Here is a 26,324-nt window from a genome sequence, read left to right as displayed (position 1 = left end):
TTAAATATGAAGGAGCAGCTTTTAATATCTAGAGCCAACGTCTCACCTTTTTGCAATAATTTAGATAATCCTCAGTAAACTTATCGGTTAGTATTTTTTCCTCTTCCTTGATCTGCCCCATATTCATCCATAAAATAAAAATAATAATCCCCAATAAACCCGTTGGTTTCCCAAGCCATAATACCTCTGCAACTAAAAATAATAGTAAACTTAAATACATTGGATTACGGCTAACACGATAAATACCCGAAGTCACTAGTCTATCTGTTTTTTCAAGATGATATGGATTAATTGTAGTTTGATGTTTATGAAACTCCCATACACCTAAACTTGCGACAGTAACTGCAACAATAGCCACCACACTAGCGGTAAAGTGCATTGGTAATAATAAACCTAAGTGCGGTAGAAATTTAATAAAAATTCCTGTAAATACAAAAATTAATGGTGGAGGAATAAATAACATAAATATATTAATTGACTGATCTTAAAATAAAAATAGGTTCTCAAAAAAGAACCTATTGATTATATTCAATAAAAATAAATTATACTAGCTTATCAGCAATGGCTAATAATTCAGCCTTAAATGAACGACGCATATTATTAATTGCATCAATAATATCATGGTGAACTAAATGCTCATTTTGGATACCTACACAATATCCACCCTTACCTTGTAATAAAAGTTGAACAGCATACACACCCATACGTGAAGCTAAAATACGGTCAAAAGCACAAGGTGATCCACCTCGTTGAATATGGCCTAATACTGTTGCACGGGTTTCATGATTAACGCGTGCTTCAATTTCTTTCGCTAATGCATGTACATCTGTGATCAATTCAGTAATCGCAATAATAGCATGGCGTTTACCTTTTTTAATGCTATCTTCAATTTCTTGAATTAATTCTTCACGATTAAATTCGACTTCTGAGGCAACAATATATTCGCACCCACCTGAAATCGCTGCATTAATAGTTAAGTCACTGCAATGACGCCCCATAATTTCTACAATAGAAATACGTTGGTGAGAGCTTGACGTATCACGTAAACGGTCAATTGCATCGACTGCTGTTTGTAATGCGGTTTGATAGCCAATAGTATAATCTGTACCTGGTGCATCATTATCAATTGTACCTGGAATCCCAATGCACTGAATACCATGTTCTTCTGTAAGTAATTTTGCCCCCGTATAAGATCCATCACCTCCAATCACTACCAAGGCATCAATACCATGAGATTTTAATATCTCTGCGCACTTTCTACGAACTTCTGGCTTTTTAAATTCAGGAAAACGTGCTGAACCTAGAAATGTACCACCACGAGTAATCATATCAGAAACACTATAGCGATCTAATTGCTTAATCTTATCATGATAGAGCCCATAGTAACCATCGTAAATGCCGAAGACTTCTAATCCTTCCACTAATGCAGTACGAACAACACCACGAATAGCGGCATTCATACCAGGCGCATCACCACCACTTGTCAATACAGCAATTTTTTTAATCATAGGCTTTTTTACCTTAATATATCAATCAATAATAATTTCGGGGTATAAGATACACGAATCAGTGTTTCTCTTCTATAAAAATTTAGGGATTTCTGACAAAAATTATACTAAGATCAAATTTCAAATTACATCATCTTCTTTTCTGCTTGAACAATACTTGTTGGCTCATGGTGAATAACGACTTCCACTGTAGGAAATGCCTGTTCTAAACGCCTTTCCAGCTTTTCAGTAATTTCATGTGCTTGCAAAAAACTGAGATGATCATCAAGCTCTAAATGCATTTGAATAAAGCGGACTTCGCCTGCACGTCTCGTACGCAAATCATGAAAACCAAGAATACGTTTATCTTGCATAATGAGTTGCTCAATCTGTTTAATTTCTTCATCAGGTAGTGCTAGGTCTAATAATAATTGAACCGCATCAAACATCATTTTTGCTCCATTTATACAAATATAAATAGCAATCAAAATCGCAAAAATGGCATCAGCAGAATTAAATCCTAAATAGCCTAATAACAACGAAATTAAAATTGCTGCATTCATAACTAAGTCAGTTTGATAATGTAATTGATCGGCTTTTATTGCGGGGCTATCTGTAAATCTAATCACTCGCCCTTGATACAAAACAAGAATAAAAGTAATAACAACTGAAAACATCGTAATACTGATCCCTATGCCTGTATTTTCTACAGGCATAGGATTATTTAAACGATGAATACCTTGTAATAAGAGAAAAAATGCAGAACCTGTAATAAAAGCCCCTTGAGCCATTGAAGCCAATGACTCCGCCTTGCCATGTCCAAAAGAATGATTATGATCTGCAGGCATTAATGCAAAGCGCAAAATCAATAAACTAGTAAATGAAGCTAATAAGTCTAAAGTAGAGTCTGTAATGGATGCCAACATACTCACCGAGCCTGTTTGCCACCAAGCAAATAATTTAACCACAATTAACGTTATTGCAGTAAAAATTGCAGCAAAAGAAGCCCTTTTGACTAAATCAGAATATTGAGAACTCATGATTTATTATTTACTTTACAAACCCAATTCCACTCCATTGAGCTAATTCGTTGCATTTCTTTATCAACAGCATATTTTTTCAAATATCCAATAAGTTTTACTTTTCCCATATTCATTAATTTCTTCGTTTTAGGAATCTTTAATGCATATTGATATTGAACGAAACCACAGCCTTCCACATTTTCGCCTTTGGCCACGTTCACTTGCCAATTATTATATTGAGTAGAAGGTGCATAAATCACAAAAGAATACAGCGAATGATCTTTTTCAAACAATTGGAAGTGTTCAACTCCTGTATTATTATATACTTTCTCACGAAGCTTCTTACGCTCTTCTAATGAGCGTTTTTCTGCATTGACATCATGTAATACTTCAATTTCACTTTTCCAATTAGTCGGCGTTTCTTTTTTCTCAAAATACACATAACGAGACATACTACCTAAATCACGCTGAGCTTTTAGATAATAAGTTTTAGCATTATGATTAATCTCTTTTGGAACGACTAAGTGCGGTTGTTTTTCAAGATTTTCTACATGTTTTGTATTAACACAACCTGTTAATAAACCAATGAGGGCAAAAATAAAATATTTTTTCATGAATTATTTACCTAAATCACGCTTAAATACAAATTCACTGCTAGAAGATGCTTTTTCATCAAACCAATACCCAGCGAGATCAAATTCTTTAAGTTGTTCAACCTGAGTTAAACGATTTTGAATCATATAGCGACACATTAGTCCTCTTGCTTTTTTAGCATAGAAACTAATAACTTTATATTTACCTGCTTTATTATCTAAAAATATCGGTTTAATTATCTGAGCCTTTAAACTCTCTGCTTTTACTGATTTATAATATTCATCAGAAGCCAGATTGACTAAAATATTATCACCTTGCTCATCTAAGGCGGTTTGCACAGACTCAGTAATAATATTGCCCCAGAAACTGTATAAATCCTTGCCTTTAGTATTTACTAATTTAGTCCCCATTTCTAAACGATAAGCTTGCATTAAGTCTAAAGGTTTTAATAGTCCATATAAGCCAGATAGGATTCTCAAATGTTTTTGTGCAAATAACACATCACCATTAGTTAAGCTTTCCACTTCTAAGCCTGTATAAACATCCCCCTTAAAAGCGTAAATGGCAGCTCTAGCATTTTGCTCATTATGAGCAATTTGCCATTCAGCAAAACGAGCCATATTTAAGCCCGCTAGTTTATCACTAATAGACATTAGCGAAGCAATTTGTGCAGGTGATAATTTACGACAGATATCAATAAGTTGTTGGCTATATTGGGTCAAATGCGGTTGAGTAAATTCAAATTTAGGAACCGCACTTTGGTAATCAAGAGTTTTCGCAGGAGAAATAATTGCTAGCATAAATATTCCCTTTCTAGTGCCGAGATATGCTTCATATTATACATTAAACTTGCCTTAAAGTGCGGTCAATTGCCAATCAATTTCTGGAATATGATGTGCTTTTAAATATTTATTAGTTTTCGAAAAATGATGACAACCTAAGAACCCTCTATGGGCTGATAAAGGAGAAGGATGAGGAGCAGTTAATACACAATGACGTTGACGATCGATAAATTGTCCTTTTTTCTGAGCATGACTTCCCCATAATAAAAACACTAAATTATTGCGATGTTCATTTAGACTGGCAATAACTCGGTCAGTAAAGGTTTCCCAACCAAATTGAGCATGAGAATGAGCTTGACCTCGTTCTACGGTAAGAACAGTATTAAGCAACAATACGCCTTGTTCTGCCCAATGAATTAAATAGCCATGATTGGGAATCTTAAATCCAACAATATCAGTGGATAATTCTTTATACATATTCATTAATGAAGGCGGTGGAGTAATACCAGGTAATACAGAAAAAGCTAATCCATGGGCTTGATTAGGTCCATGATAGGGATCTTGCCCTAAAATAACAACCTTTACTTGTTCAAATTCAGTCAATTTAAAAGCATTAAAAATATCATGTTGAGGAGGATAGATTGTTTTACCTGCCATACGTTCTGCATGAACTTGCTGTAAAATATGCTGAAAGTAAGCTTGTTCTTTTTCTGCACCGATAACATCTTTCCAAGTTGCCATAATTTTCCTCTCCATAAACATTTTTTATAAATTATAAATAACTTTAATTCCAGTGAATATAAAAAATATGCTTAAATTTTTATAAAATGCCCGAAAAGATTGCATAACAAGTTGATATAAAAAAGTTAAATAGATTAATAAGCAATCAGAAAAGCTTGTTTTTATCAAATTAAGATAGTTTTTATAAAATATTTTTATATTACTTATCAAAAATAGTTGAATTTTTAAAAAAAATTGATAAACTGTACAACACTTAAACAATTTATATTAACAATGCCAATATTTGGGAGGCAACTTTATGATTAAAGGTATTCAAATTACTAAAGCAGCAAATGATAATTTATTAAATTCATTTTGGTTATTAGATAGTGACAAAGGTGAAGCTCGTTGCTTAGTCGCTAAAGCACAATTTGCAGAAGACCAAATTGTTGCAATTAATGAATTAGGTCAAATCGAATATCGTGAATTACCTGTCAATGTTGCTCCAACTGTGAAAGTTGAAGGTGGTCAACATTTAAATGTTAATGTATTACGTCGTGAAACTTTAGAAGATGCTGTTAACAATCCTGACAAATATCCACAATTAACTATTCGTGTTTCTGGTTATGCCGTTCGCTTCAACTCATTAACACCAGAGCAACAACGCGACGTTATTACTCGTACTTTCACTGAAAGTTTATAATTTAGAACTTAGTTTAGCAATTTTTAACACCTCAATTGCCTGGCATTTGGGGTGTTTTTATATACATTTTTGATTATTTTAATGACTCAATATTGCCATCATTTGAGAATAAAAGTGCGGTCACATTTTTAAAAATTTTTTTAATTAAAAGGCGTAAATTCAACGATAATCCTAGCACTCTTATACACTTTCAGGTAAAATCAGCCGATTAAACTTTAGCACAATTCTGAAATCACCTTATATAAAAATAACTATTTAGAACATAGAACATTTAAGATGAAAAATATTCGTAACTTTTCAATTATTGCACATATTGACCATGGTAAATCAACCTTATCTGATCGTTTAATCCAAACTTGTGGAGGCTTATCTGATCGTGAAATGGAAGCTCAAGTATTAGATTCAATGGATCTTGAACGTGAGCGTGGTATTACCATTAAAGCACAAAGTGTTACCTTAAACTATAAAGCAAAAGATGGTGAAACTTACCAATTAAATTTTATCGATACTCCAGGACACGTGGACTTTTCTTATGAAGTATCTCGTTCTTTAGCGGCTTGTGAAGGTGCTTTATTAGTGGTAGATGCAGGGCAAGGCGTTGAGGCTCAAACCTTAGCCAACTGTTACACGGCGATTGAAATGAATCTTGAAGTAGTTCCTGTGCTTAATAAAATTGATTTACCTGCTGCTGATCCTGAACGAGTCGCCGAGGAAATTGAAGATATTGTTGGAATTGATGCAATAGATGCAGTACGTTGTTCAGCTAAAACAGGTGTTGGTGTGGAAGATGTATTAGAAGAGATCGTGGCCAAAATTCCAGCACCAGAAGGCAATCCTGAAGCACCATTACAGGCTTTAATTATTGATTCTTGGTTCGATAACTATTTAGGTGTCGTTTCTTTAGTTCGCATTAAAAATGGAACTTTAAGAAAAGGTGACAAAATTAAAGTGATGAGTACAGGTCAAACTTATAATGTTGATCGTTTAGGTATTTTTACTCCAAAACAAGAAGATACTACACAACTAGGATGTGGTGAAGTTGGTTGGGTAGTCTGTGCAATTAAAGATATTTTAGGGGCGCCTGTAGGCGATACTCTCACACTACAACATAACCCAGCCTCCTCTGCATTACCAGGTTTTAAGAAAGTAAAACCTCAAGTCTATGCGGGATTATTTCCAGTCAGTTCTGATGATTATGAAGCTTTCCGTGATGCGCTGGCAAAACTGAGTTTAAACGATGCTTCATTATTTTATGAGCCAGAAACATCAACTGCATTAGGTTTTGGTTTCCGTTGTGGTTTCTTAGGTTTATTACATATGGAGATCATTCAAGAACGTTTAGAGCGTGAATATGATCTTGATTTAATTACTACTGCCCCCACTGTAGTATATGAAGTAGAATTAACAAATGGTGATATCGTTTATGTGGATAGCCCTGCAAAATTACCGCCATTAAATAATATTGCTGATATTCGTGAACCTATTGCAGAATGTAATATTTTAGTGCCACAAGAATATTTAGGCAATGTCATCACATTATGTGTAGAAAAACGTGGCGTGCAAACTCATATGGTTTATCATGGCAATCAAATTGCCCTAACCTATGAAATCCCAATGGGTGAAGTGGTTCTTGACTTTTTTGATCGTTTGAAATCCACTTCTCGGGGCTATGCGTCCTTAGATTATGGTTTTAAACGTTTCCAATCTGCTGATATGGTGCGGGTTGATATTATGATTAATTCTGAACGAGTTGATGCTTTAGCCTTAATTGTCCACAAAGATAATGCCCCTTATCGTGGTCGTGATTTAGTGGAAAAAATGAAAGAACTTATTCCACGTCAACAATTTGACATTGCGATTCAAGCGGCAATCGGTAACCATATTATTGCCCGTTCAACAGTTAAACAATTACGTAAAAACGTATTAGCAAAATGTTATGGTGGCGACGTCAGTCGTAAGAAAAAACTTTTACAAAAACAAAAAGAAGGTAAAAAACGCATGAAACAATTGGGAAATGTTGAAGTTCCTCAAGAAGCGTTCTTAGCCATCTTACACGTAGGTAAAGACTAAATAAGGAAAACATTTATGTCTAACTTTTTTTTACCGATTCTTTTAGTAGTCGGTTTTGGGCTCTGGAAAGTATTAGATCATTTTGCATTACCTAATACCTTCTCTATCCTATTAATTATCCTAACCGTTATTTCTGGGATTTTATGGTGCTATAACCGTTTTGTACATCAACCAAAACGTAAACGCCAAATTCTACGTATTGAACAACGTTCAGGTAAAGTTTTAACTGAAGAGGAAAAACAAAACATCGAACCAATCTCTGAAGGTTCTGAATTTGTTGCATCAATTTTCCCAGTATTAGCTTTTGTATTAATTTTGCGTTCATTTATTATAGAACCATTCCAGATTCCCTCAGGTTCCATGGAACCTACTTTACGTATTGGTGATTTCTTAGTGGTTAATAAATATGCATATGGCATCAAAGATCCTGTATTTCAAAACACCTTAATTGAAACAGGTAAGCCAAAACGAGGAGATATTGTGGTGTTTAAAGCGCCTCCACAACCCAATGTTGATTATATAAAACGCATTATTGGGATTGGTGGTGACCGCATTCAATATAATGAACTGGATCGTAAAATTACAATTATTCATGGTAAAAATGGTAAACCTTGTACTGAGAACTGTGATGTGAAAGAATTTACCTATACTGATCCTGTAGAAAATAAAGAATTTCAATTTGTTGTTGGACAAAATCCTGATGGTAGCTTGCTCTATGGACCTAGCCCATTAGAAACAACTGAAACAGGGGATGTTGAACATAAAATTCACTGGTTCCCTGAACCGATTTCTGAAGGTTATCGTTATAAAGCATATAGCTCACAAGATAATTATGTTACTGAATGGACGGTTCCTGAAAATCATTATTTTATGATGGGAGATAATCGTAATAACAGTGAAGATAGCCGTTTCTGGGGATTTGTGCCTGAAAAAAATATTGTAGGTAAAGCCACTTATATTTGGTTGAGTTTAGATAAAAAACAAAATCAATGGCCTACTGGCATTCGTACTGAGCGAATCTTCCAACAAATTAAATAATAATGTTTAAAAAAATCGCTCAGCTAATTGTTTTATTAGCTATGCTACGTGGGTGCATTGCTTATGTATTTAATCTTGTGCCCACTGCAAGTATGGCTCCAACAATCATGCCGAAAGATTTTATTGTTGTAAATCGTCTTGCTTATAACTTGAAAGTACCGATGATAGACTCAACTATCGCAACACTTAATCAAGCCAAGCGTGGCGATATTGTAATTTTTAAACAGCCCAATACTCTAGATCCACAAGAAGAATTTGTGAAACGTGTTATTGGTATTGAAGGTGATCATATTCAATATGATCAAAAAACAGGATTGGTTACCATTATCCCTAATTATGAGCGTAATAACTGCAAAATTAATCATTGTGAAATTCAAACCTATAGACAACAAGGTGAATTAAACTACATTAATTCAGAAACATCGCTCCAATCACAACGAGGTGAAAACTTAGCATTAATTGAACGTACCGAACAAATAGGCAATATTCAACATTCCATTTTATTAACCAAAGTACGTTATGACCAATCCGCACATTACTTTAAACAAAATAATCTTTCTTTAGGCGAATGGATTGTCCCTGAAGGGCATTATTTTGTGATGGGTGACTTTCGAGAAAATAGTATTGATAGTCGCTTCTTTGGATTTGTTCCACAGGACAACTTAATGGCAAAAGCAATCACCGTTGCTTTCAACCCAAGACAGCAAAATCGTGTTTTAAGAAAAATTCAGTAATATGAACCAGTTAGATAGATTACAACGCCACATTAATTATCAATTTAAAGATGTAGCATTGTTAAAACAAGCATTAACACACCGCAGTGCGGCGACTAAGCATAATGAACGCCTTGAGTTTTTAGGTGATGCGATTCTAAATTACACTATCGCAGATGCTTTATATCATCAATTTCCCCATTGTAATGAGGGTGAACTCAGCCGTATGCGTGCGACTTTAGTACGTGAACCGACTCTAGCAATTTTAGCTCGCCAATTTGAATTAGGTGAATATTTACTGCTAGGACAAGGGGAATTAAAAAGTGGTGGTTTTCGCCGTGAATCTATTTTAGCGGATTGTGTAGAAGCAATCATTGGTGCTATCTCATTAGATAGTAATCTAACAACCGCAACTCAAACTACCTTACATTGGTATGAAGAGCTATTAAATAAAATCAAGCCAGGTGAAAATCAAAAAGATCCAAAAACTCGCTTGCAGGAATATTTACAAGGACATCGCTTACCTTTGCCAACTTATGAAGTCAAAGAAATCAAAGGTGAAGCACATTGCCAAATATTCAAAGTAGAATGTAATGTTCCCAATCTTGACCGCACTTTTATTGGCGTAGGAAGTAGTCGCCGTAAAGCAGAACAAGGTGCAGCAGAACAAATTTTGACAGAACTAGGAATTAAATGACAGAAACAAACTTAAATCCCCTTACCAAGGGTAAAGATGAAAATCCCACTGAGCAAGAAACTTATTGTGGTTTCATTGCTATTGTTGGTCGCCCTAATGTAGGTAAATCTACCTTATTAAATAAAATTTTAGGGCAAAAAATTTCGATTACTTCACGTAAAGCACAAACGACTCGTCACCGTATTATTGGTATTCATACAGAAGGGCTTTATCAAGCTATTTATGTAGATACTCCAGGATTACATATTGAGGAAAAACGAGCAATTAATCGTTTAATGAATCGTGCTGCAAGCAGTGCGATTAGTGATGTTGATTTAGTCATTTTTGTCGTTGCTGGAACACATTGGAACGATGATGATGAAATGGTACTTAATAAACTACGTGAAACGAAAGTACCTGTTGTGCTTGCCATCAATAAAATTGATAACATCAAAAATAAAGATGAAATGTTGCCTTTTATTACTGAATTAAGTAGTAAATTCAACTTTAAAGAAATTATTCCTATTTCAGCGCAACGTGGTAATAACGTCCATAATCTGCAAAAGATTGTACGTCAATCTTTACGTAAAGGGGTGCATCACTTTCCTGAAGATTATGTTACTGATCGCTCACAACGTTTTATGGCATCAGAAATCATTCGTGAAAAATTAATGCGTTTTATGGGCGAAGAATTACCTTATTCTGTTACGGTAGAAATTGAACAATTTAAAACCAATGAGCGAGGCACTTATGAAATTAATGGCTTAATTCTAGTGGAACGTGAAGGTCAAAAGAAAATGGTGATTGGCCAAGGTGGTCAGAAAATTAAAACTATTGGTATTGAGGCCCGAGCAGATATGGAACGCTTATTTGATAATAAAGTTCACCTTGAATTATGGGTAAAAGTAAAATCAGGCTGGGCTGATGATGAAAGAGCATTACGTAGTTTAGGTTATATGGAAGAATATTAAGCTAAATAAAAATATAACTTAATCCATTAGATGGTTTTATTATAAAAGTGCGGTTAAAATTTCGAAAAAATTAACCGCACTTTTATTTATCTGCACTAATATTTAAACAAGTTAGTACAAAGCACCTGCGCTAAAGTATTCAGAGATGATCCTGAACGTAAATTAACCGTATTTTTACGTTGGTGAGGTAATGAAACTCTCTCTCCTACTCCCCAAAATTCACTATAGTAATCTGTATTTAAATGCGTTAAACGCATCGTCTCACAATTGATAATCTTTGCTTGACGCATAGATCTTGCAAATTGAGTTTTATCTTGATAGAGATAAGGCCCTTGGGTTAGATTAATTACAGCATCAAAATGAATCATATGCTTTTTCTTCGTATCAACCCATACTGAATTAATATCTGCATAATATTGTGAATCTGGTGACATTCTTACAAAGCCAGGTCTTACTAGTGCTGGCGGTTGTAGTGGTTTGGTAGGCAGTGGCTTCTCATCTACAGGAGCACTACAAGCTACAACCATCATTGTCATCATAGATAATAATATGAGTTTTTTCATTTTGGACTCCTTAAACCATAATACAATGGGGTTATTAAGGTTACCTTATTTTTACATATTTTTTGATGAACTGCTAATTAAATTAAGATATTTACTCCAATCAAAGTATTGACCTGGGTCAATCTTACGTCCTGGCGCAATATCACTATGTCCCACAATACGATTTGTAGTAATTCGAGGATAAGTTTTTTGAATTTGTTTGGTCAATTTTGCCAAACTTTGATATTGAGATTCTGTAAACGGTTGTGTATTGCTACCTTCCAATTCAATGCCAATGGAAAAGTCATTACATTTTTCTCTCCCTTCAAAAGAAGAAATACCAGCATGCCAAGCACGATCATTAAAATCCACAAATTGAGTAATACGCCCATTTCGATCAATGAGGCAATGTGCTGAAACCCTAACTTGATGAATCTCAGCAAAATAAGGATGCCCCATTGGATCTAATCTACCTTGAAAAAAATCCTCAATATAGCCACCACCAAATTGTTCTGGTGGCAGGCTAATATAATGAATCACCAATAAAGAAATATCCTGATTATACGGTCGTTTATCAAAATGAGGTGAAACCACTTTTCTTACACTGGTAATCCACCCATCTTTTATATTTAATTGCTGTTTTTCTACCATAAATTTTATATTTTGCGAGTTAGATCGAGAAATTCTGCCAAGCCTTTTGCCTCTTTTCTCCATTTATTAGATTGTAGAATCATTTAACACTAGAGGAAAATTTTATGAAAAACTACCGCAGTTTATCTCCATCTTATCACCTTCAAAAAGGCTTTACGCTTATTGAGTTAATGATTGTTATTGCTATTATTGCAATTCTTGCCAGCATTGCAATTCCTTCTTATCAAAATTATACAAAAAGAGCCGCTATTTCAGAATTGCTCCAAGCATCTGCACCTTACAAAGCAGATGTAGAATTATGTATTTATGAAAAAGGTAAAACAGATGAATGTAGCTCTGGTAGTCATGGCATAGCAAATTCACAAAAAATCAAAGGAAAATATGTCGACAATATTCAAGTCACATCTGGAGAAATAAAAGTCACAGGTAAAGAGAGTTTGAGCGGGGTTAGCTATACATTAAAAGCCACAGGTGACGCTTCAAAAGGCATTACTTGGGAAACCACTTGTACTCCAAATAAAGATGATTTTCCAGCAGGTTTCTGTGATAAATAAGTGATCATATGAGCATTCCATTCAAAACTTGCTACCAAGAAGAAATGTTCATAGAAGACCATCTATGGCATAAAAATCAACAGCAACACCAAACGTTATTACGATATTTTGCTATTCCTGTAAAAGAAGATCAGCAACGTTTATGGCTAGCCATTGATAACCTCAATAATATTGCGGCCTGTGATGCCTTTGCATTTTTATCTGGTAAAAACATTGAACCGATCTTGGTTCCAACTGAAGTATTAAAGGGCTTACTGCAAGCCCTTGAACCACAATCTCTAAAAGTAGAAGAAACTGTTCTTGAATATACTAATATGGCGATACCTCAAGATTTTTCAGAACAAGGAGATGAGCCAACCATTCGATTACTAGACAATATTTTTGAACAAGCACTGACTCAAAATGCCTCAGATATCCATTTCGAACCCCTCCCTGATCATTTACAAGTGAGGTTCCGTATTGATGGTGTATTGCAAGTACAACCACCAATTAATATAACTTTAACTAGCCGTATCATTTCTCGTCTTAAATTACTAGCAAAATTAGATATTAGTGAAACTCGCTTACCTCAGGATGGTCGCTTTCAATTTAAGACGACTTTTGCGGATATGCTAGATTTTCGCGTATCAACTCTAGCAACACATTTAGGAGAAAAAATTGTTCTACGTTTACAACAGAATAAACCTGTTGATTTATCCTTTAGTGAATTAGGGATGGAAAAATCTCAACAGCAACAATTTGAACAGGCGCTTAATCAACCACAAGGTTTAATATTAGTTACAGGGCCAACTGGTAGTGGCAAAAGCATTACTCTTTATACAGCATTACAACACTTAAATACAACAAGCAAACACATTATGACCGCAGAAGATCCTATTGAAATAGAGCTTGAAGGTATAATTCAAACTCAAGTTCATACTCAAATTGGATTAGATTTCAGTACATTATTACGAACCTTCTTACGCCAAGATCCCGATATCATTATGCTCGGAGAAATCCGTGACGAAGAAAGTGCCGAAATGGCATTAAGAGCTGCACAAACAGGGCATTTAGTTTTATCAACTTTACATACCAATGATGCGAAATCTGCAATTTCCCGCCTTCTACAATTAGGCATAAAACAACATGAAATTGATCACAGCTTATTACTCGTAATTGCACAGCGACTTGTTAGAAAATGCTGCCCAAAGTGCGGTCAAAATGAGAAAAATTTTCAGAAATGTGATTGTTATCAAGGTTACCGAGGGCGTATTGGAATATACCAATTTCTTCATCCTATTTGGAATGGTCAAAAGTGGAAATATCAAACGGATTTTGATTCACTCCACCATGCCGCACAAATAAAACTTCAACAAAACTTAACAGATGAAGCTGAATTACAACGTGTATTAGGAAAAATTCAATGAAATTAAAACGCTACCATTGGAAAGCAATTAATCGTTTTAAACAAATGCAAAAGGGAGTATTGATTAGCGAATCAGAACGACACGCACGTCAACTTTTACTTGCTCAAGGCTTACAACAAATCAAATTACAACAAGATTGGCAATTTCGTACTACTCCGAAAAATACTGAAATTTGTGATTTATTGATGCAGTTAGCTATGTTGTTAGATTCCCAAATAACCTTAAAAGAAAGTCTGTTTATCTTAATTCAAAATTCCTCTTCAATTGCTCTTAATCATTGGCTGCGTAAACTATTAGCTAATTTAGAATCTGGGCTCTCATTTTCTCAAGCATTAGAACAACAAGGATTATATATCAGCCAACAAGAACAACAATTAGTTAAAGTTGGTGAAATGACAGGGAAATTAGCATTAGTATGTCAACAAATTGCCTTACATCGTCAACAACAAATTGATTTAAAAAGAAAATTACAAAAAATTTTAATTTATCCTCTAGCCGTATTATGTATTTCCATCAGCTTAACGGTTGGATTATTAATTTTTATCGTCCCACAATTTGCCGAAATGTACTCAGACCGCCAGCAATTACCCGTTATAACAGAATTACTACTATCATTATCATCAATAACAACCCAATATTTTTGGCATATGTTGTTATTATGTTTGCTGCTTATCATTCTTGTAAGAAAAAAATTACAATATTCGAGAAAACTTAACTATTACAAACAACAGCTATTAAATTTTATTCCCATTTTTAATGAAATTAATCAACAAGCTAGACTGATCAATTTTTGTCAAGGATTACAATTAATGTTATCTGCGGGAATTCCATTACAGCAATCTTTGCAATCCTTTTTACCCAAAATAAAAACTTGGCAAACTACGCAAAAATTACAAGGGGATATAGTATTAACAGAAGAAGTCCAACTAATTTTAGAGGCAATTCATCAAGGCTATAAATTTTCAGAAAGTGTAGGATCTCGATTATTTCCTCAACAAGCTCGACAAATCTTACAAGTAGGAGAACGTTCTGGACAACTTGCAAATATTCTAGGCAAATTAGCTGAAAATTATCATCAACAACTCAGCCATAAAATTGACTTATTGTCACAATTACTTGAGCCTATTTTGATGCTCATTATTGGAGCTATTATTGGTTTTATTATGCTAGGTATGTATTTACCTATTTTCACCATGGGAAATCTAATTTAATGTTATTTCTAGCTACATTAATGGGTGGAATACTAGGTGTTATCTGCCATAGTTATTTAAAAAGTTTCACATTCAATCTCAGTACCGCTATTTATCAAAATTACTATGAAATATTTTCTCAACAGATACCGCACTTTACGGCTAAGGAGATTCACCAACATAGCCAACTTAAAGTATTAAAACACAATGGGTTAAAACCGCATATTATTACTTTTGCAGGGTTATTTTATATACTGCAATATACAACTAAAACATTTACTATCACGGGTTTATTAGGCATATGTTTCAGTATTCTTTATATTATTGCTAGAATTGATTGGCAATATCAATTAATTATGCCTTTGCATTGCCAATCTCTACTTATATGTAGCCTGATTGGAAGTTATTTTCAATTTCTACCTAATCAGTTTGAAGCTGCTATTTTGAGTGCAGCCATTGGGTTTATCACATTCTATATTATCTACTTAAGCAGTTATTACTACTATAAAAAAGAAGTCATTGGGCGAGGTGATTATTGGTTAGTCAGTGCCTTAGCAAGCTTCTTTGATTGGACCTTACTTCCCATGATGGTCACCTTATCTTGCTTTATTGCGTTAACATATATTTGGCTATTCAAGGATAAATCCGATAATGGCAGCAACAAACAACTCATGATTCCCTTTGGAGCTTTTCTCATTATTGGAGCGATTGTGAGCTTTTTCATAAACATGCTAACATAACCAAAAATTTCATTCTAAAGGTAACGTTATGGCTTATGTAGTAGGTTTAACTGGTGGTATTGGCAGTGGTAAAAGCACTATTGCCGATCTTTTTGTAGAATTAGGCGTACTTGTGGTCGATGCTGATATTATCGCTCGTCAGGTAGTTGAAAAAGGAACACCATTACTTGCTAAAATCGTAGAACATTTTGGTGAACAAATACTAACTGACACAAAAACATTAAACCGCCCATTATTACGAGAAATCATTTTTAATCAACCTGAAGAAAAAACTTGGCTCAATGCATTATTGCATCCCGCAATTCGAAATGAAATGCTTCGTCAAATTAACCCTCAACAAACACCTTATGTACTTTTTGTGGTGCCACTTCTGATTGAAAATAATTTAACCTCAATGTGTGATCGTATTTTGATTGTTGATGTCATGCCTGAAACTCAACTCATTCGTGCAAGTAAAAGAGATCAAAATAAAAGGGAACTCATTCAACATATTATGGACTCTCAAGTTAGTCGAGCAGAGCGTTTAGCCGTGGCAGATGATATCATTAATAATGATGGAGAACTCTCTGAAACCTTAGACCAAATCAAGCAAAAAGTGCTAGAATTACATTATCAATATTTACAATTAGCCAAACAAAAAGAAAACAATAATCATGAAAGATAATGAAACTTTTAGTGTGAATTGCCCTATTTGCAAAAAACAAGTCATTTGGTCCCCTGAAAGTCCCTATCGCCCATTTTGTAGCAAGCGTTGCCAACTTATTGATTTAGGTGAATGGGCTGACGAAGAGAAATCAATTCCCTGTGAAACAGCTGATTTTGCAATGGATCCAAATGAACATGATGATTGGGCAAAACACTAAATGATAAATATTCAGCATCAAGAACAAGATCAACAAGGTGAATTTTTTATCTTATCTGAAGAGGGTGAAAAAATTGCACATCTCACTTATTTTTATACTGATGATAAGACCATTAATGCTAACCATACATTTGTCTCTAGCCAATTTCGTGGACAAGGTATGGCTGATAAACTTTATCAAGCGCTAGTCCAATTTATTGATGAAAAACAATTAAAACTTATTCCAAGTTGTAGCTATATTGCCCTTAAATGGCAACGAGATCATCAATAAATTATATTTTCCCTTAAAGTGCGGTTGAGATTTTAATAATTTATGCTAAAATCGACCGCACTTTTATTTTTAATCAAATAAAAGATAAGTTCGGATGAAGGTAGCTGGAGAGTAGAGAATTGACTCTACGCCGACGATGTAAAATCTTTCAGGCGCGATATTTCGCAGGGACTGTTACTGGACGAACCCTTGGAGAGATCCAATGTGCATAGCACAAAATGGACGCCGAAGGCGCAAAAGTGCGGTCTAAAATTCAAAAATTTTACCGATATCTTGAAACGCTCAGGCAAAAGGACAGGGGCAAGAGATATTTCGGTTGAAGCTAATCACTCAATCATTGAGCGCATTTCTTTTTTATCACTATATTCTTTTCGCCTCCTTGTAGAATTTTTAAATTTACGAGGAATCAATATGTCGTTCGAAGCGATTTTAAATACCATAGACTCTTTTATTTGGGGTCCACCACTTCTTATTTTACTTTCTGGTACAGGTTTATATTTAACCTTGCGTTTAGGTTTTATCCAGATTATTCATCTCCCCCGTGCATTAGCTTATCTTTTCAAAAAAGATAACGTAGGTAAAGACAAAGGCGATGTATCTGCTTTTGCCGCACTTTGTACGGCTCTCGCAGCAACAATTGGTACAGGAAATATTGTAGGGGTTGCTACCGCTGTTCAAGCTGGGGGCCCCGGGGCTATTTTCTGGATGTGGTTGGTAGCCTTATTAGGTATGGCAACTAAATATGCAGAATGTTTGCTCGCAGTAAAATATCGTGTTCGCGATAAAAATGGCTTTATGGCGGGTGGTCCAATGTATTACATTGAACGTGGCTTAGGCATTAAATGGCTAGCTCAACTATTTGCCGTATTTGGAATTCTAGTGGCTTTCTTTGGAATTGGTACCTTCCCTCAAGTCAATGCAATTACCCAAGCAATGCAAGATACTTTTAATATTCCAGTGATTATTACCGCAGTTATTATTACCGTACTAGTTGCCCTTATTATCTTAGGTGGAGTAAAACGTATAGCCATTGCATCTTCTGTTATCGTGCCATTTATGGCTATTCTTTATGTGGCTACATCCGTTGTTATTCTTGTGCTTAATTGGGATCGAGTACCAGATGCATTAGGTTTAATTATCCACAGTGCATTTGATCCTCAATCAGCTATCGGCGGTGCATTAGGCTTCACAGTAATGAAAGCTATTCAATCTGGGGTGGCTCGTGGTATTTTCTCAAATGAATCAGGGTTAGGTAGCGCACCAATTGCTGCGGCAGCTGCACAAACAAAAGAGCCAGCTCGACAAGGTTTAATTTCCATGACGGGAACATTCCTTGATACTATCATTGTATGTACTATGACGGGTATTGTATTAGTGCTTACTGGTACATGGCAAAACCCAGATGTCGCTGGTGCCGTTGCGACTAATCTTGCTTTTGCTCAAGGTCTAGGCACTTCTGTTGGAGCAACTATTGTAACTATTGGGTTACTCTTTTTCGCCTTCACGACAATTTTAGGTTGGTGTTACTATGGTGAGCGTTGCTTTGTTTATTTAGTGGGTATTCGAGGCATTAAATTATATCGTTTAACATTTATTATTTTAGTGGGTGCTGGTTCATTCTTACATTTAAATCTTATTTGGATCCTCGCCGATATCGTAAATGGTTTAATGGCGTTCCCTAATTTAATTGCTTTAATTGGTTTACGTAAAGTGGTCATTGAAGAAACAAAAGATTACTTTGTACGCTTAAAACAAGATCATCATGATCGTGATGAAGAAAACGATGCCATCCCTCAAACAGCTAATCTTTAAATAAAAAAATGGGCATAATATGTACAACATATTATGCCCATGTAACTGTTCAATAATAGCAACTTTCTTAAATAAAAAAACTACTTTTTTGTAAATTTTCTACCTAGATCATATTTTTAAAACTTTCTACAGGTATTCCCGATAAACTACTTGAAAAGTTATATAGAGGTCGTTATTTTGTAATTAAGGTTTCTAATCGAGTTATCAAACTCATCATTTCATAGAAAGAGGTAAATGCTATGACACTTAATATTACAAGTAAACAAATGGACATCACCCCTGCTATTCGCTCACATATTGAGGAGAGACTTGCTAAATTAGAAAAATGGCAAACCCAATTAATTAATCCTCATTTCATATTAAGTAAGTTACCCCAAGGCTTTGGCGTAGAAGCATCTATTACTACACCTTCAGGCAACTTATTTGCTAGTGCTCAAGCTGATGATATGTATAAAGCAATTAATGATGTAGAAGAAAAATTAGAAAGACAATTAAATAAATTACAACATAAAGGTGAAGCTCGTCGTGCAGATGAACGCCTAAAAGACTCTTTCTAATAACAACTTAAATAATTTTAGGCGATTAACTTTAATCGCCTTTTTTATTCCTGACTTTCCTGCTTTTTAACTTCATCCCACAACATGTCCATTTCAGCTAATGTGGTATCTTCAAAAGACTTATTTTGTATTTGCAATTTGGTTTCTAATGCTCTAAATCGACGTTCAAATTTATGATTAGCCTTGCGTAAGCTTTCTTCTGCTTGTACTTTTAGATGACGGCTTAAATTAACTGTCGCAAAAAATAAATCCCCTACTTCCTCTTCAATTTTTTCTTGACTAGGTGCTTTTTTATTGAGCTCTTGTTTGACTTCTTGTAACTCTTCTTCTACTTTTTCAATCACAGGGAGTAATTCATTCCAATCAAATCCAACCTTTGAACATTTTTTCTGTAATTTTTCCGCTCTTAACAGTGCAGGAAAAGAAAATGGCACATTATCTAAAATAGATGTATGAGCCTGATTTTTAGCCTCTTGCGCTTTCATCATATTCCAGTTTTGCAAGGCTTCTTGTTCATTACTCGCAGATTTATCGCCAAACACATGAGGATGTCGATAAACTAATTTATTACAAATATCATTAATCACATCTTCTAAGGTAAATTTATTTTCTTCTGAAGCTAATTGACTAAGAAAGACCACTTGCATTAATAAATCACCTAATTCTTCACGCAAGTCTACAGTATTTTTCTGACGAATAGCTTCAATGACTTCGTAGCTTTCTTCAATTAAACAAGGGATCATGGTGTCATAGTTTTGTTTAAGATCCCAAGGACAGCCTCCATTTGGATCACGAAGCTTTGCTACAATCTGTTTTAAATTTTGAATATCTTGCGCCATGTGTTATTCCTGACTATGCTCTTATTTATGCTTGAAAATATCATATCATAAGGACTTTTATTTAGGATAAATAAAGGAAAAATAAAAAATTTTTAAAACGTGATCTAGTGCAAATTTTTTACTTAAAACTAATGTTAATATATTGATAACAAATTAATTTAACCTGAAATGAAAAGGAGTAGATTATGTATAAACATGTATTAGTAGCAGTTGATCTTTCTGATGAAAGTAACATGATTTTAAAAAAAGCAGCAGAAGTTGCCAAAAGACATGATGCGAAACTTTCAATTATCCATGTGGATGTCAATTTCTCGGATCTTTATACTGGGCTAATTGATGTAAATATGTCTTCCATGCAAGATCGTATTTCCACAGAAACTCAGCAAGCACTCATGGAACTTGCTGAGCATGTTGGTTATCCTGTTGCAGAAAAACTCAGTGGCAGTGGCGACTTAGGTCAAGTACTTTCAGATGCTGTTGAAAAATATGAGGTAGATTTATTAGTTACAGGTCATCATCAAGACTTTTGGAGTAAGTTAATGTCATCTACTCGCCAACTAATGAACAGTATTAAAATTGATATGCTAGTCGTACCATTACGCGACGAAGATTAGTTTATATAAAATTTTTAAATTTTGAACCGCACTTTCAATTTCTATTGTTAGTGCGGTTTATTTTTTTATTTATAGATGTCACCAATCCCTGAAATTCCTCAAAAAGGCGTTCTATAAATTCTAAAAATGTGTAACAATACAGCATATTAATAAACAAAGTAAAACCAGCAAGGTTTATAAATGAAAACAACAGCTCAAATCAGACAATCATTTTTAGATTTTTTTCATAGTAAAGGTCACCAAGTTGTTGAGAGTAGCTCTCTCGTTCCCCATAATGATCCTACCCTTCTGTTTACCAATGCAGGTATGAACCAATTCAAAGATGTTTTCCTCGGCATGGATAAACGCTCTTATAGTCGTGCAACTACTGCTCAACGTTGTGTGCGTGCAGGTGGTAAACATAATGACTTAGAAAATGTTGGCTATACTGCTCGCCACCATACTTTTTTTGAAATGATGGGTAATTTTAGTTTTGGAGATTATTTCAAACATGATGCGATTCATTTTGCTTGGGAATATCTAACTGGACCACAATGGCTAGGCTTACCAAAAGAAAAACTATATGTTACTGTTTATGAAACCGATGATGAAGCTTATAACATTTGGAATCAACAAGTAGGCGTGCCTGCTGAACATATTATCCGTATTGGCGACAACAAAGGTGCTCCTTACGCTTCAGATAACTTTTGGGCAATGGGCGATACTGGCCCTTGTGGACCTTGTACTGAAATTTTCTATGATCATGGCGACCATATTTGGGGAGGTTTACCAGGTTCACCTGAAGAAGATGGAGACCGCTATATTGAAGTATGGAATATTGTTTTCATGCAATTTAATCGTCTTGTTGATGGCACAATGGAACCATTACCTAAACCTTCGGTTGATACAGGTATGGGGCTAGAACGCATGACAGCGGTTTTACAACATGTTAACTCAAACTATGAAATTGATATTTTCCAAACTTTAATTAAAAAGACGGCTGAAATTATTGGCACTAAAGATTTAGATAATAAATCTCTACGAGTCATTGCTGACCATATTCGTTCTTGTGCTTACTTAATTGCTGATGGAGTGATTCCTTCGAATGAAGGCCGTGGTTATGTATTGCGTCGTATCATCCGTCGTGCCGTACGTCACGGTCACTTATTAGGTGCACAAAATTCCTTTTTCTATAAACTAGTGCCAACACTTGCCCAAGTAATGGGCCATGCTGGTGAAATCATTACGGAAAAACAAGCGTTAATTGAGAAAACTCTAAAAGCGGAAGAAGAACAATTTGCTCGTACATTAGAACGTGGTTTAAGCCTTCTTGATGATGCATTAACACAAGTGAAAAATAATATGCTATCAGGAGATGTTGCGTTTAAATTATATGATACCTATGGCTTTCCATTGGATTTAACCGCAGATGTATGTCGTGAACGTAATATTGCTATTGATGAAGAAGGTTTTGATCGCGAGATGCAAGCACAACGTGCTCGTGCTCAAGCAAATAGTAACTTTAATGTAGATTATAATAATCTGATCAAAGTTGATGGTAAAACCGAATTTAAAGGTTACGAAACAACCTCTTTGTCAGAAGCCAAAGTCGTTGCCTTATTTGCTGATGGAAAATCAGTAGATTCTATTCAGTCTGGCGAAAATGCAGTGATTATTCTAGATCGTACTCCATTCTATGGAGAATCTGGTGGTCAAATTGGTGATACTGGTTATATATCAACAGATTTAGCTTCATTCCGTATAAACGATACACAAAAATATGGTCAAGTTTTTGGTCATATTGGTCAATTACAATCAGGTGAATTATCTGTAGGTGAAATCGTTTCTGCTCAAGTAGATACTGAACGTCGCAAAGCTATCACCGCAAACCACAGTGCAACTCACTTATTACACGCAGCCTTACGTGAAGTATTAGGTGATCATGTTGCTCAAAAAGGTTCTCTAGTATCAGATAGTGCATTACGATTCGATTTTATTCAACCTGAGCCTATTAGCAAGACACAACTCACTGAAATTGAACGCCTTGTCAATCGTCAAATTCGTAACAATGATCTAGTCACAACGGATATTATGGATATCGAATCGGCAAAACAAAAAGGGGCAATGGCATTATTTGGTGAAAAATATGGTGATATTGTACGTGTTGTCGGTATGACAGACTTCTCAATTGAGCTTTGTGGTGGTACTCACGTGCAACGAACTGGCGATATTGGATTATTCAAAATCATTTCTGAGGGGGCCGTTGCTGCGGGAATTCGTCGCATTGAGGCAGTCACAGCAGAAAATGCAATGAATTGGTTATACGAACAACAAAATATTATTAACCAAAGCGCTGAACTATTAAAATCAGATGCCTCATCGCTTATCGAAAAAATTCAACAACTTCAAGATAAAGCTAAAAAAACTGAAAAAGAATTACAACAATTAAAAGAAAAAGTGGCGATGCAAACTGGCTCTGATCTAGTAAAAAGTGCGGTTAAAATTAACGATATTTCCGTAATTATCCAACAACTAGATGGTATTGAAGCCAAATCACTACGTGTTATGGTTGATGATCTGAAAAACCAACTCGGTTCAGGGGTCATTGTATTTGCCTCTGTGATTGAAGATAAAGTAAATCTCATTGTTGGAGTGACTACAGATTTAACGGCAAAAGTAAAAGCGGGCGAACTTGTTAACCTTATGGCACAACAAGTTGGAGGTAAAGGCGGTGGTCGTCCAGACATGGCAATGGCTGGCGGTTCTCAACCAGAGAATATTAATGCAGCCCTAACCGCATGCTCAAATTGGTTAAATGCCAACTTATAATTACTTTAGATTAATATCACTTTTAATGGAATAGCTCACTACCTAATATCTGTGTAGTGAGCGCTATATTTTAATCAATAATAAGGATATTACAGACACAAATAGGGATATTAATAGATGAGGAGGTCTGTATGCTAATATTAACCCGTAAAGTTGGCGAGAGCTTACTCATCGGCGATGATATATCTATCACAATTTTAAATGTTCGTGGGAACCAAGTAAAAATTGGGGTGAATGCTCCCAAAGATGTCTCAGTACACCGTGAGGAAATTTACCAACGAATCAAACAAGCAGTTGAAGTTGAAGATGATAAAAATGCTTAGACAGTCTAGTAGGAGAAGTTATGACTAAATTAACATGTTTCAAAGCTTATGATATTCGCGGTCGTTTAGGCGATGAACTTAATGCTGACATTGTTTATCGTATTGGTCGTGCTTTTGGTCAATTTTTAAAACCAAAAACCATTGTTGTAGGTGGTGATGTTCGTTTGACTAGCAAAGAATTAAAAAGTGCCGTCACAAATGGACTATTAGATTCAGGTGTAAACGTCATTGATTTAGGCGAAGTGGGTACAGAAGAAGTTTATTTTGCGACTTCCTTCTTACAAGCTGATGGTGGAATTGAAGTCACTGCCAGCCATAATCCAATGGATTATAATGGTTTAAAATTAGTACGCGAAGGTTCTCGTCCAATTAGTGCAGATACAGGACTTGCAGATATTCAACGATTAGCTGAAGAAAATCATTTTTCCCCCGTTATCCAACGTGGAATATACAAACAACAATCCGTATTAAATGATTATGTTGAACATTTATTATCCTATATTAATTTAGATAGCTTAAAACCAATGAAATTAGTTATCAACTCGGGTAATGGTGCCGCAGGTCACGTTATTGATGCTATTGAAGCACAATTTAAAGCTCGTAATATTCCTATTAGCTTTATAAAAGTACATAATAATCCAGATGGTAGCTTTCCTCATGGTATTCCTAACCCATTACTGCATGAAAATCGCCAAGATACAATTGATGCTGTATTGGCAAATAACGCAGATATGGGAATTGCATTTGATGGTGACTTTGATCGTTGCTTCCTATTTGATGAAACCGCACAATTTATCGAAGGTTATTATATTGTCGGTTTATTAAGCCAAGCATTTTTACAAAAAAATAAAGGAGCAAAAATTATTTATGACCCTCGTTTAATTTGGAATACAATTCAATTAGTGGAAGAAAATGGCGGTGAAGCAATTATGTCTAAATCTGGTCACTCTTTCATTAAAGAGAAAATGCGTGCTGTAGATGCTATCTATGGTGGAGAAATGTCGGCGCACCATTATTTCCGTGACTTTAACTATTGCGATAGCGGTATGATTCCATGGTTATTAATGATTGAATTGGTTAGTACCACAGGTCAATCACTTGGTCAACTTGTCAACAATAGTATTGATACTTACCCATCTCCAGGGGAAATTAATAGTAAATTAACCGATGCAAAAGCTTCCATCGCTCGTGTACGTGCTGCTTATGAAAAAGATGCGATAAGCGTAGATGAAACTGATGGTATTAGTATCGAATATCCGACATGGCGTTTTAACTTACGTAGCTCTAATACCGAACCTGTGGTTCGCTTAAATTTAGAAACACGTGGGGATAAAAAATTAATGGACGAAAAAACAAAGGAAATTTTGGCAATTCTTCGTCAATAGATTGTAAAAATTTGTAAAAAGTCTACCGCACTTTATGATTAACAGTTAAAGTGCGGCTGAGTTATTATTTGAAGGAAAACTGATGAAAGTTATTATTCCCGTTGCGGGCCTTGGAACCCGTATGTTACCCGCTACAAAAGCTATTCCTAAAGAAATGCTGACGTTGGTCGATAAACCTCTAATCCAATATGTGGTCAATGAGTGTATTGCGGCTGGTGTGAAAGAGATTGTATTGGTTACTCACTCTTCAAAAAATGCTATTGAAAACCATTTTGATACCTCTTTTGAGCTTGAAACCATGTTAGAAAAACGTGTAAAACGTCAATTATTAGAAGAAGTTCGTTCTATTTGTCCAAAAGACGTTACCATTATGCATGTACGCCAAGGTAATGCTAAAGGATTAGGGCATGCCGTTTTATGTGGTCGCCCAGTAGTAGGTAATGAACCATTTGCAGTAGTATTACCAGATGTATTACTCGCAGAATTTACAGCAAACCAAAAAACAGAAAACCTAGCAGCTATGATTAAACGCTTTAATGATACAGGTGCAAGTCAAATCATGGTGGCGCCAGTGGATCCTAAAGATGTAAGTAGTTATGGTGTGGCTGATTGTAATGGTGTTGAGTTTGTTGCTGGAGAAAGTGCTAAAATTTCTCGCATGGTAGAGAAACCAAAACCTGAAGAAGCCCCTTCAAATCTTGCCGTAGTTGGTCGTTATGTATTCTCGGCAAATATTTGGGACTTACTGGAAAAAACACCTGTAGGTGTCGGTGATGAAATCCAATTAACTGATGCAATTGATATGCTAATTGAAAAAGAAACTGTTGAGGCTTTTCATATGACAGGTGAAAGTTTCGATTGTGGTGATAAAATTGGTTATATGAAAGCCTTTATCGAATATGGTGTTCACCATGATAGACTGGGCGCTGAATTTAAAAACTTTTTAAAAGATTTTACTAAGTCACTCTAATTTCTGCTCATAATAAACTAAGCT

General features: G+C 35.1%; 29 protein-coding genes and 1 riboswitch. Of the genes, 20 read left to right on the top strand and 9 right to left on the bottom strand.

Features of this window, described 5'->3' with window-relative positions:
• Window positions 1-28 precede the first annotated feature (28 nt).
• The 6 genes from BN1226_RS04220 to ung all read right to left on the bottom strand — a co-directional run bounded on the left by BN1226_RS04220 (window position 29) and on the right by ung (window position 4,626).
• Window positions 29-463, bottom strand: a complete 435-nt coding sequence (locus BN1226_RS04220; protein ID WP_044470131.1) for a methyltransferase family protein — start codon at window positions 461-463, stop codon at window positions 29-31.
• Window positions 464-542: 79 nt separating this feature from the next.
• A complete protein-coding gene (gene pfkA / locus BN1226_RS04215) occupies window positions 543-1,508 on the bottom strand; it encodes a 6-phosphofructokinase (protein ID WP_005761793.1) in 966 nt (321 codons plus the stop codon).
• 125 nt (window positions 1,509-1,633) lie between these two features.
• Window positions 1,634-2,527 carry a cation diffusion facilitator family transporter gene (locus BN1226_RS04210; RefSeq protein WP_044470130.1) on the bottom strand — a complete coding sequence of 298 codons (894 nt, stop codon included), beginning with the start codon at window positions 2,525-2,527 and terminating at the stop codon, window positions 1,634-1,636.
• Window positions 2,524-3,123, bottom strand: a complete 600-nt coding sequence (locus BN1226_RS04205; RefSeq protein ID WP_044470129.1) for a hypothetical protein — start codon at window positions 3,121-3,123, stop codon at window positions 2,524-2,526. The genes BN1226_RS04210 and BN1226_RS04205 overlap by 4 nt, the downstream gene beginning before the upstream one ends.
• A 3-nt stretch (window positions 3,124-3,126) precedes the next feature.
• Complete coding sequence (yaaA, locus tag BN1226_RS04200) at window positions 3,127-3,903, bottom strand: peroxide stress protein YaaA (protein ID WP_044470128.1); 777 nt, start codon at window positions 3,901-3,903, stop codon at window positions 3,127-3,129.
• 54 nt (window positions 3,904-3,957) lie between these two features.
• Window positions 3,958-4,626 (bottom strand): uracil-DNA glycosylase, encoded by a 669-nt coding sequence (gene ung / locus BN1226_RS04195; protein WP_044470127.1) that lies wholly within the window; start codon window positions 4,624-4,626, stop codon window positions 3,958-3,960.
• A gap of 298 nt (window positions 4,627-4,924) precedes the next feature.
• On the opposite strand from ung, the gene grcA reads away from it, so the two are divergent.
• The 6 genes from grcA (at window position 4,925) to era (ending at window position 10,776) form a co-directional block, all read left to right on the top strand.
• Window positions 4,925-5,308 carry an autonomous glycyl radical cofactor GrcA gene (gene grcA, locus BN1226_RS04190; RefSeq protein WP_005761890.1) on the top strand — a complete coding sequence of 128 codons (384 nt, stop codon included), beginning with the start codon at window positions 4,925-4,927 and terminating at the stop codon, window positions 5,306-5,308.
• Between the two features lie 276 nt (window positions 5,309-5,584).
• Window positions 5,585-7,378, top strand: coding sequence for a translation elongation factor 4 (lepA, locus tag BN1226_RS04185; protein ID WP_044470126.1), 1,794 nt, complete (start codon window positions 5,585-5,587; stop codon window positions 7,376-7,378).
• Window positions 7,379-7,393: 15 nt separating this feature from the next.
• Window positions 7,394-8,416 (top strand): signal peptidase I, encoded by a 1,023-nt coding sequence (gene lepB / locus BN1226_RS04180; RefSeq protein WP_044470125.1) that lies wholly within the window; start codon window positions 7,394-7,396, stop codon window positions 8,414-8,416.
• A gap of 2 nt (window positions 8,417-8,418) precedes the next feature.
• Window positions 8,419-9,150, top strand: a complete 732-nt coding sequence (gene lepB / locus BN1226_RS04175) for a signal peptidase I (RefSeq protein WP_044470124.1) — start codon at window positions 8,419-8,421, stop codon at window positions 9,148-9,150.
• Between the two features lies 1 nt (window position 9,151).
• Window positions 9,152-9,826: a ribonuclease III gene (gene rnc, locus BN1226_RS04170; protein WP_044470123.1), complete on the top strand. Its 675-nt coding sequence runs from the start codon at window positions 9,152-9,154 to the stop codon at window positions 9,824-9,826.
• Window positions 9,823-10,776 (top strand): GTPase Era, encoded by a 954-nt coding sequence (gene era, locus BN1226_RS04165; RefSeq protein ID WP_044470122.1) that lies wholly within the window; start codon window positions 9,823-9,825, stop codon window positions 10,774-10,776. Before rnc ends, era begins: the two co-directional genes overlap by 4 nt.
• A 95-nt stretch (window positions 10,777-10,871) precedes the next feature.
• Here era and BN1226_RS04160 read toward each other — a convergent pair whose 3' ends face one another.
• Window positions 10,872-11,339, bottom strand: a complete 468-nt coding sequence (locus tag BN1226_RS04160; protein WP_044470121.1) for a surface-adhesin E family protein — start codon at window positions 11,337-11,339, stop codon at window positions 10,872-10,874.
• A 51-nt stretch (window positions 11,340-11,390) separates the two neighbouring features.
• Window positions 11,391-11,969, bottom strand: a complete 579-nt coding sequence (ampD, locus tag BN1226_RS04155) for a 1,6-anhydro-N-acetylmuramyl-L-alanine amidase AmpD (protein WP_044470120.1) — start codon at window positions 11,967-11,969, stop codon at window positions 11,391-11,393.
• A gap of 104 nt (window positions 11,970-12,073) precedes the next feature.
• On the opposite strand from ampD, the gene ppdD reads away from it, so the two are divergent.
• The 9 genes from ppdD to raiA all read left to right on the top strand — a co-directional run bounded on the left by ppdD (window position 12,074) and on the right by raiA (window position 19,361).
• Window positions 12,074-12,523, top strand: a complete 450-nt coding sequence (gene ppdD / locus BN1226_RS04150; protein WP_044470119.1) for a prepilin peptidase-dependent pilin — start codon at window positions 12,074-12,076, stop codon at window positions 12,521-12,523.
• Window positions 12,524-12,531: 8 nt separating this feature from the next.
• The gene (locus BN1226_RS04145; RefSeq protein WP_044470118.1) at window positions 12,532-13,929 is read left to right on the top strand and encodes a GspE/PulE family protein; all 1,398 of its coding nucleotides are present in this window, start codon (window positions 12,532-12,534) and stop codon (window positions 13,927-13,929) included.
• Window positions 13,926-15,140 (top strand): type II secretion system F family protein, encoded by a 1,215-nt coding sequence (locus tag BN1226_RS04140; protein WP_044470117.1) that lies wholly within the window; start codon window positions 13,926-13,928, stop codon window positions 15,138-15,140. The genes BN1226_RS04145 and BN1226_RS04140 overlap by 4 nt, the downstream gene beginning before the upstream one ends.
• Complete coding sequence (locus BN1226_RS10450; RefSeq protein ID WP_052506682.1) at window positions 15,140-15,859, top strand: prepilin peptidase; 720 nt, start codon at window positions 15,140-15,142, stop codon at window positions 15,857-15,859. Before BN1226_RS04140 ends, BN1226_RS10450 begins: the two co-directional genes overlap by 1 nt.
• A gap of 28 nt (window positions 15,860-15,887) precedes the next feature.
• Window positions 15,888-16,523, top strand: a complete 636-nt coding sequence (gene coaE, locus BN1226_RS04130; protein WP_044470116.1) for a dephospho-CoA kinase — start codon at window positions 15,888-15,890, stop codon at window positions 16,521-16,523.
• On the top strand, window positions 16,513-16,722 hold the full coding sequence (gene yacG, locus BN1226_RS04125; protein ID WP_044470115.1) for a DNA gyrase inhibitor YacG: 210 nt from the start codon (window positions 16,513-16,515) through the stop codon (window positions 16,720-16,722). The genes coaE and yacG overlap by 11 nt, the downstream gene beginning before the upstream one ends.
• A 3-nt stretch (window positions 16,723-16,725) precedes the next feature.
• Window positions 16,726-16,992, top strand: coding sequence for a GNAT family N-acetyltransferase (locus BN1226_RS04120; RefSeq protein ID WP_044470229.1), 267 nt, complete (start codon window positions 16,726-16,728; stop codon window positions 16,990-16,992).
• A 179-nt stretch (window positions 16,993-17,171) separates the two neighbouring features.
• Window positions 17,172-17,300, top strand: a riboswitch (glycine riboswitch).
• A 103-nt stretch (window positions 17,301-17,403) separates the two neighbouring features.
• Window positions 17,404-18,804, top strand: a complete 1,401-nt coding sequence (locus BN1226_RS04115) for an alanine/glycine:cation symporter family protein (protein WP_044470114.1) — start codon at window positions 17,404-17,406, stop codon at window positions 18,802-18,804.
• Between the two features lie 239 nt (window positions 18,805-19,043).
• Window positions 19,044-19,361: a ribosome-associated translation inhibitor RaiA gene (gene raiA, locus BN1226_RS04110; RefSeq protein ID WP_044470113.1), complete on the top strand. Its 318-nt coding sequence runs from the start codon at window positions 19,044-19,046 to the stop codon at window positions 19,359-19,361.
• Window positions 19,362-19,405: 44 nt separating this feature from the next.
• Here the strand turns inward: raiA and mazG are convergent, their stop codons facing one another.
• Window positions 19,406-20,200 (bottom strand): nucleoside triphosphate pyrophosphohydrolase, encoded by a 795-nt coding sequence (gene mazG, locus BN1226_RS04105; protein WP_044470112.1) that lies wholly within the window; start codon window positions 20,198-20,200, stop codon window positions 19,406-19,408.
• Between the two features lie 185 nt (window positions 20,201-20,385).
• Here mazG and uspA point away from each other — a divergent pair, with 185 nt between their 5' ends.
• The 5 genes from uspA (at window position 20,386) to galU (ending at window position 26,300) form a co-directional block, all read left to right on the top strand.
• Window positions 20,386-20,814, top strand: coding sequence for a universal stress protein UspA (gene uspA / locus BN1226_RS04100; RefSeq protein ID WP_005761707.1), 429 nt, complete (start codon window positions 20,386-20,388; stop codon window positions 20,812-20,814).
• A gap of 180 nt (window positions 20,815-20,994) precedes the next feature.
• Window positions 20,995-23,622: an alanine--tRNA ligase gene (alaS, locus tag BN1226_RS04095; protein WP_044470111.1), complete on the top strand. Its 2,628-nt coding sequence runs from the start codon at window positions 20,995-20,997 to the stop codon at window positions 23,620-23,622.
• A gap of 131 nt (window positions 23,623-23,753) precedes the next feature.
• Window positions 23,754-23,945, top strand: coding sequence for a carbon storage regulator CsrA (gene csrA, locus BN1226_RS04090; RefSeq protein WP_044470110.1), 192 nt, complete (start codon window positions 23,754-23,756; stop codon window positions 23,943-23,945).
• A 20-nt stretch (window positions 23,946-23,965) separates the two neighbouring features.
• A complete protein-coding gene (locus BN1226_RS04085) occupies window positions 23,966-25,330 on the top strand; it encodes a phosphohexomutase domain-containing protein (protein ID WP_044470109.1) in 1,365 nt (454 codons plus the stop codon).
• An 82-nt stretch (window positions 25,331-25,412) separates the two neighbouring features.
• Complete coding sequence (gene galU, locus BN1226_RS04080) at window positions 25,413-26,300, top strand: UTP--glucose-1-phosphate uridylyltransferase GalU (RefSeq protein WP_005761754.1); 888 nt, start codon at window positions 25,413-25,415, stop codon at window positions 26,298-26,300.
• Window positions 26,301-26,324: the final 24 nt, after the last annotated feature.

The organism is Mannheimia massilioguelmaensis (genome assembly GCF_000940515.1).
Classification (GTDB): Bacteria; Pseudomonadota; Gammaproteobacteria; order Enterobacterales; family Pasteurellaceae; genus Basfia; species Basfia bettyae.
The sequence above is the reverse complement of the archived record's forward strand: the minus strand, read 5'-3'. Positions and strand labels throughout refer to the sequence as shown.

Excerpts from the sequence above, each read along its gene's own strand:
- raiA (WP_044470113.1), top strand. The coding sequence starts at position 19,044 with ATGACACTTAATATTACAAGTAAACAAATGGACATCACCCCTGCTATT.
- BN1226_RS04115 (WP_044470114.1), top strand. The coding sequence starts at position 17,404 with ATGTCGTTCGAAGCGATTTTAAATACCATAGACTCTTTTATTTGGGGT.
- BN1226_RS04205 (WP_044470129.1), bottom strand. The coding sequence starts at position 3,123 with ATGAAAAAATATTTTATTTTTGCCCTCATTGGTTTATTAACAGGTTGT.
- uspA (WP_005761707.1), top strand. The coding sequence starts at position 20,386 with ATGTATAAACATGTATTAGTAGCAGTTGATCTTTCTGATGAAAGTAAC.
- galU (WP_005761754.1), top strand. The coding sequence starts at position 25,413 with ATGAAAGTTATTATTCCCGTTGCGGGCCTTGGAACCCGTATGTTACCC.
- era (WP_044470122.1), top strand. The coding sequence starts at position 9,823 with ATGACAGAAACAAACTTAAATCCCCTTACCAAGGGTAAAGATGAAAAT.
- coaE (WP_044470116.1), top strand. The coding sequence starts at position 15,888 with ATGGCTTATGTAGTAGGTTTAACTGGTGGTATTGGCAGTGGTAAAAGC.
- grcA (WP_005761890.1), top strand. The coding sequence starts at position 4,925 with ATGATTAAAGGTATTCAAATTACTAAAGCAGCAAATGATAATTTATTA.
- BN1226_RS04210 (WP_044470130.1), bottom strand. The coding sequence starts at position 2,527 with ATGAGTTCTCAATATTCTGATTTAGTCAAAAGGGCTTCTTTTGCTGCA.
- mazG (WP_044470112.1), bottom strand. The coding sequence starts at position 20,200 with ATGGCGCAAGATATTCAAAATTTAAAACAGATTGTAGCAAAGCTTCGT.
- csrA (WP_044470110.1), top strand. The coding sequence starts at position 23,754 with ATGCTAATATTAACCCGTAAAGTTGGCGAGAGCTTACTCATCGGCGAT.
- lepB (WP_044470124.1), top strand. The coding sequence starts at position 8,419 with ATGTTTAAAAAAATCGCTCAGCTAATTGTTTTATTAGCTATGCTACGT.
- ppdD (WP_044470119.1), top strand. The coding sequence starts at position 12,074 with ATGAAAAACTACCGCAGTTTATCTCCATCTTATCACCTTCAAAAAGGC.
- pfkA (WP_005761793.1), bottom strand. The coding sequence starts at position 1,508 with ATGATTAAAAAAATTGCTGTATTGACAAGTGGTGGTGATGCGCCTGGT.
- alaS (WP_044470111.1), top strand. The coding sequence starts at position 20,995 with ATGAAAACAACAGCTCAAATCAGACAATCATTTTTAGATTTTTTTCAT.
- BN1226_RS04085 (WP_044470109.1), top strand. The coding sequence starts at position 23,966 with ATGACTAAATTAACATGTTTCAAAGCTTATGATATTCGCGGTCGTTTA.
- yacG (WP_044470115.1), top strand. The coding sequence starts at position 16,513 with ATGAAAGATAATGAAACTTTTAGTGTGAATTGCCCTATTTGCAAAAAA.
- lepA (WP_044470126.1), top strand. The coding sequence starts at position 5,585 with ATGAAAAATATTCGTAACTTTTCAATTATTGCACATATTGACCATGGT.
- BN1226_RS10450 (WP_052506682.1), top strand. The coding sequence starts at position 15,140 with ATGTTATTTCTAGCTACATTAATGGGTGGAATACTAGGTGTTATCTGC.
- BN1226_RS04160 (WP_044470121.1), bottom strand. The coding sequence starts at position 11,339 with ATGAAAAAACTCATATTATTATCTATGATGACAATGATGGTTGTAGCT.
- BN1226_RS04140 (WP_044470117.1), top strand. The coding sequence starts at position 13,926 with ATGAAATTAAAACGCTACCATTGGAAAGCAATTAATCGTTTTAAACAA.
- lepB (WP_044470125.1), top strand. The coding sequence starts at position 7,394 with ATGTCTAACTTTTTTTTACCGATTCTTTTAGTAGTCGGTTTTGGGCTC.
- ampD (WP_044470120.1), bottom strand. The coding sequence starts at position 11,969 with ATGGTAGAAAAACAGCAATTAAATATAAAAGATGGGTGGATTACCAGT.
- BN1226_RS04145 (WP_044470118.1), top strand. The coding sequence starts at position 12,532 with ATGAGCATTCCATTCAAAACTTGCTACCAAGAAGAAATGTTCATAGAA.
- rnc (WP_044470123.1), top strand. The coding sequence starts at position 9,152 with ATGAACCAGTTAGATAGATTACAACGCCACATTAATTATCAATTTAAA.
- yaaA (WP_044470128.1), bottom strand. The coding sequence starts at position 3,903 with ATGCTAGCAATTATTTCTCCTGCGAAAACTCTTGATTACCAAAGTGCG.
- ung (WP_044470127.1), bottom strand. The coding sequence starts at position 4,626 with ATGGCAACTTGGAAAGATGTTATCGGTGCAGAAAAAGAACAAGCTTAC.
- BN1226_RS04220 (WP_044470131.1), bottom strand. The coding sequence starts at position 463 with ATGTTATTTATTCCTCCACCATTAATTTTTGTATTTACAGGAATTTTT.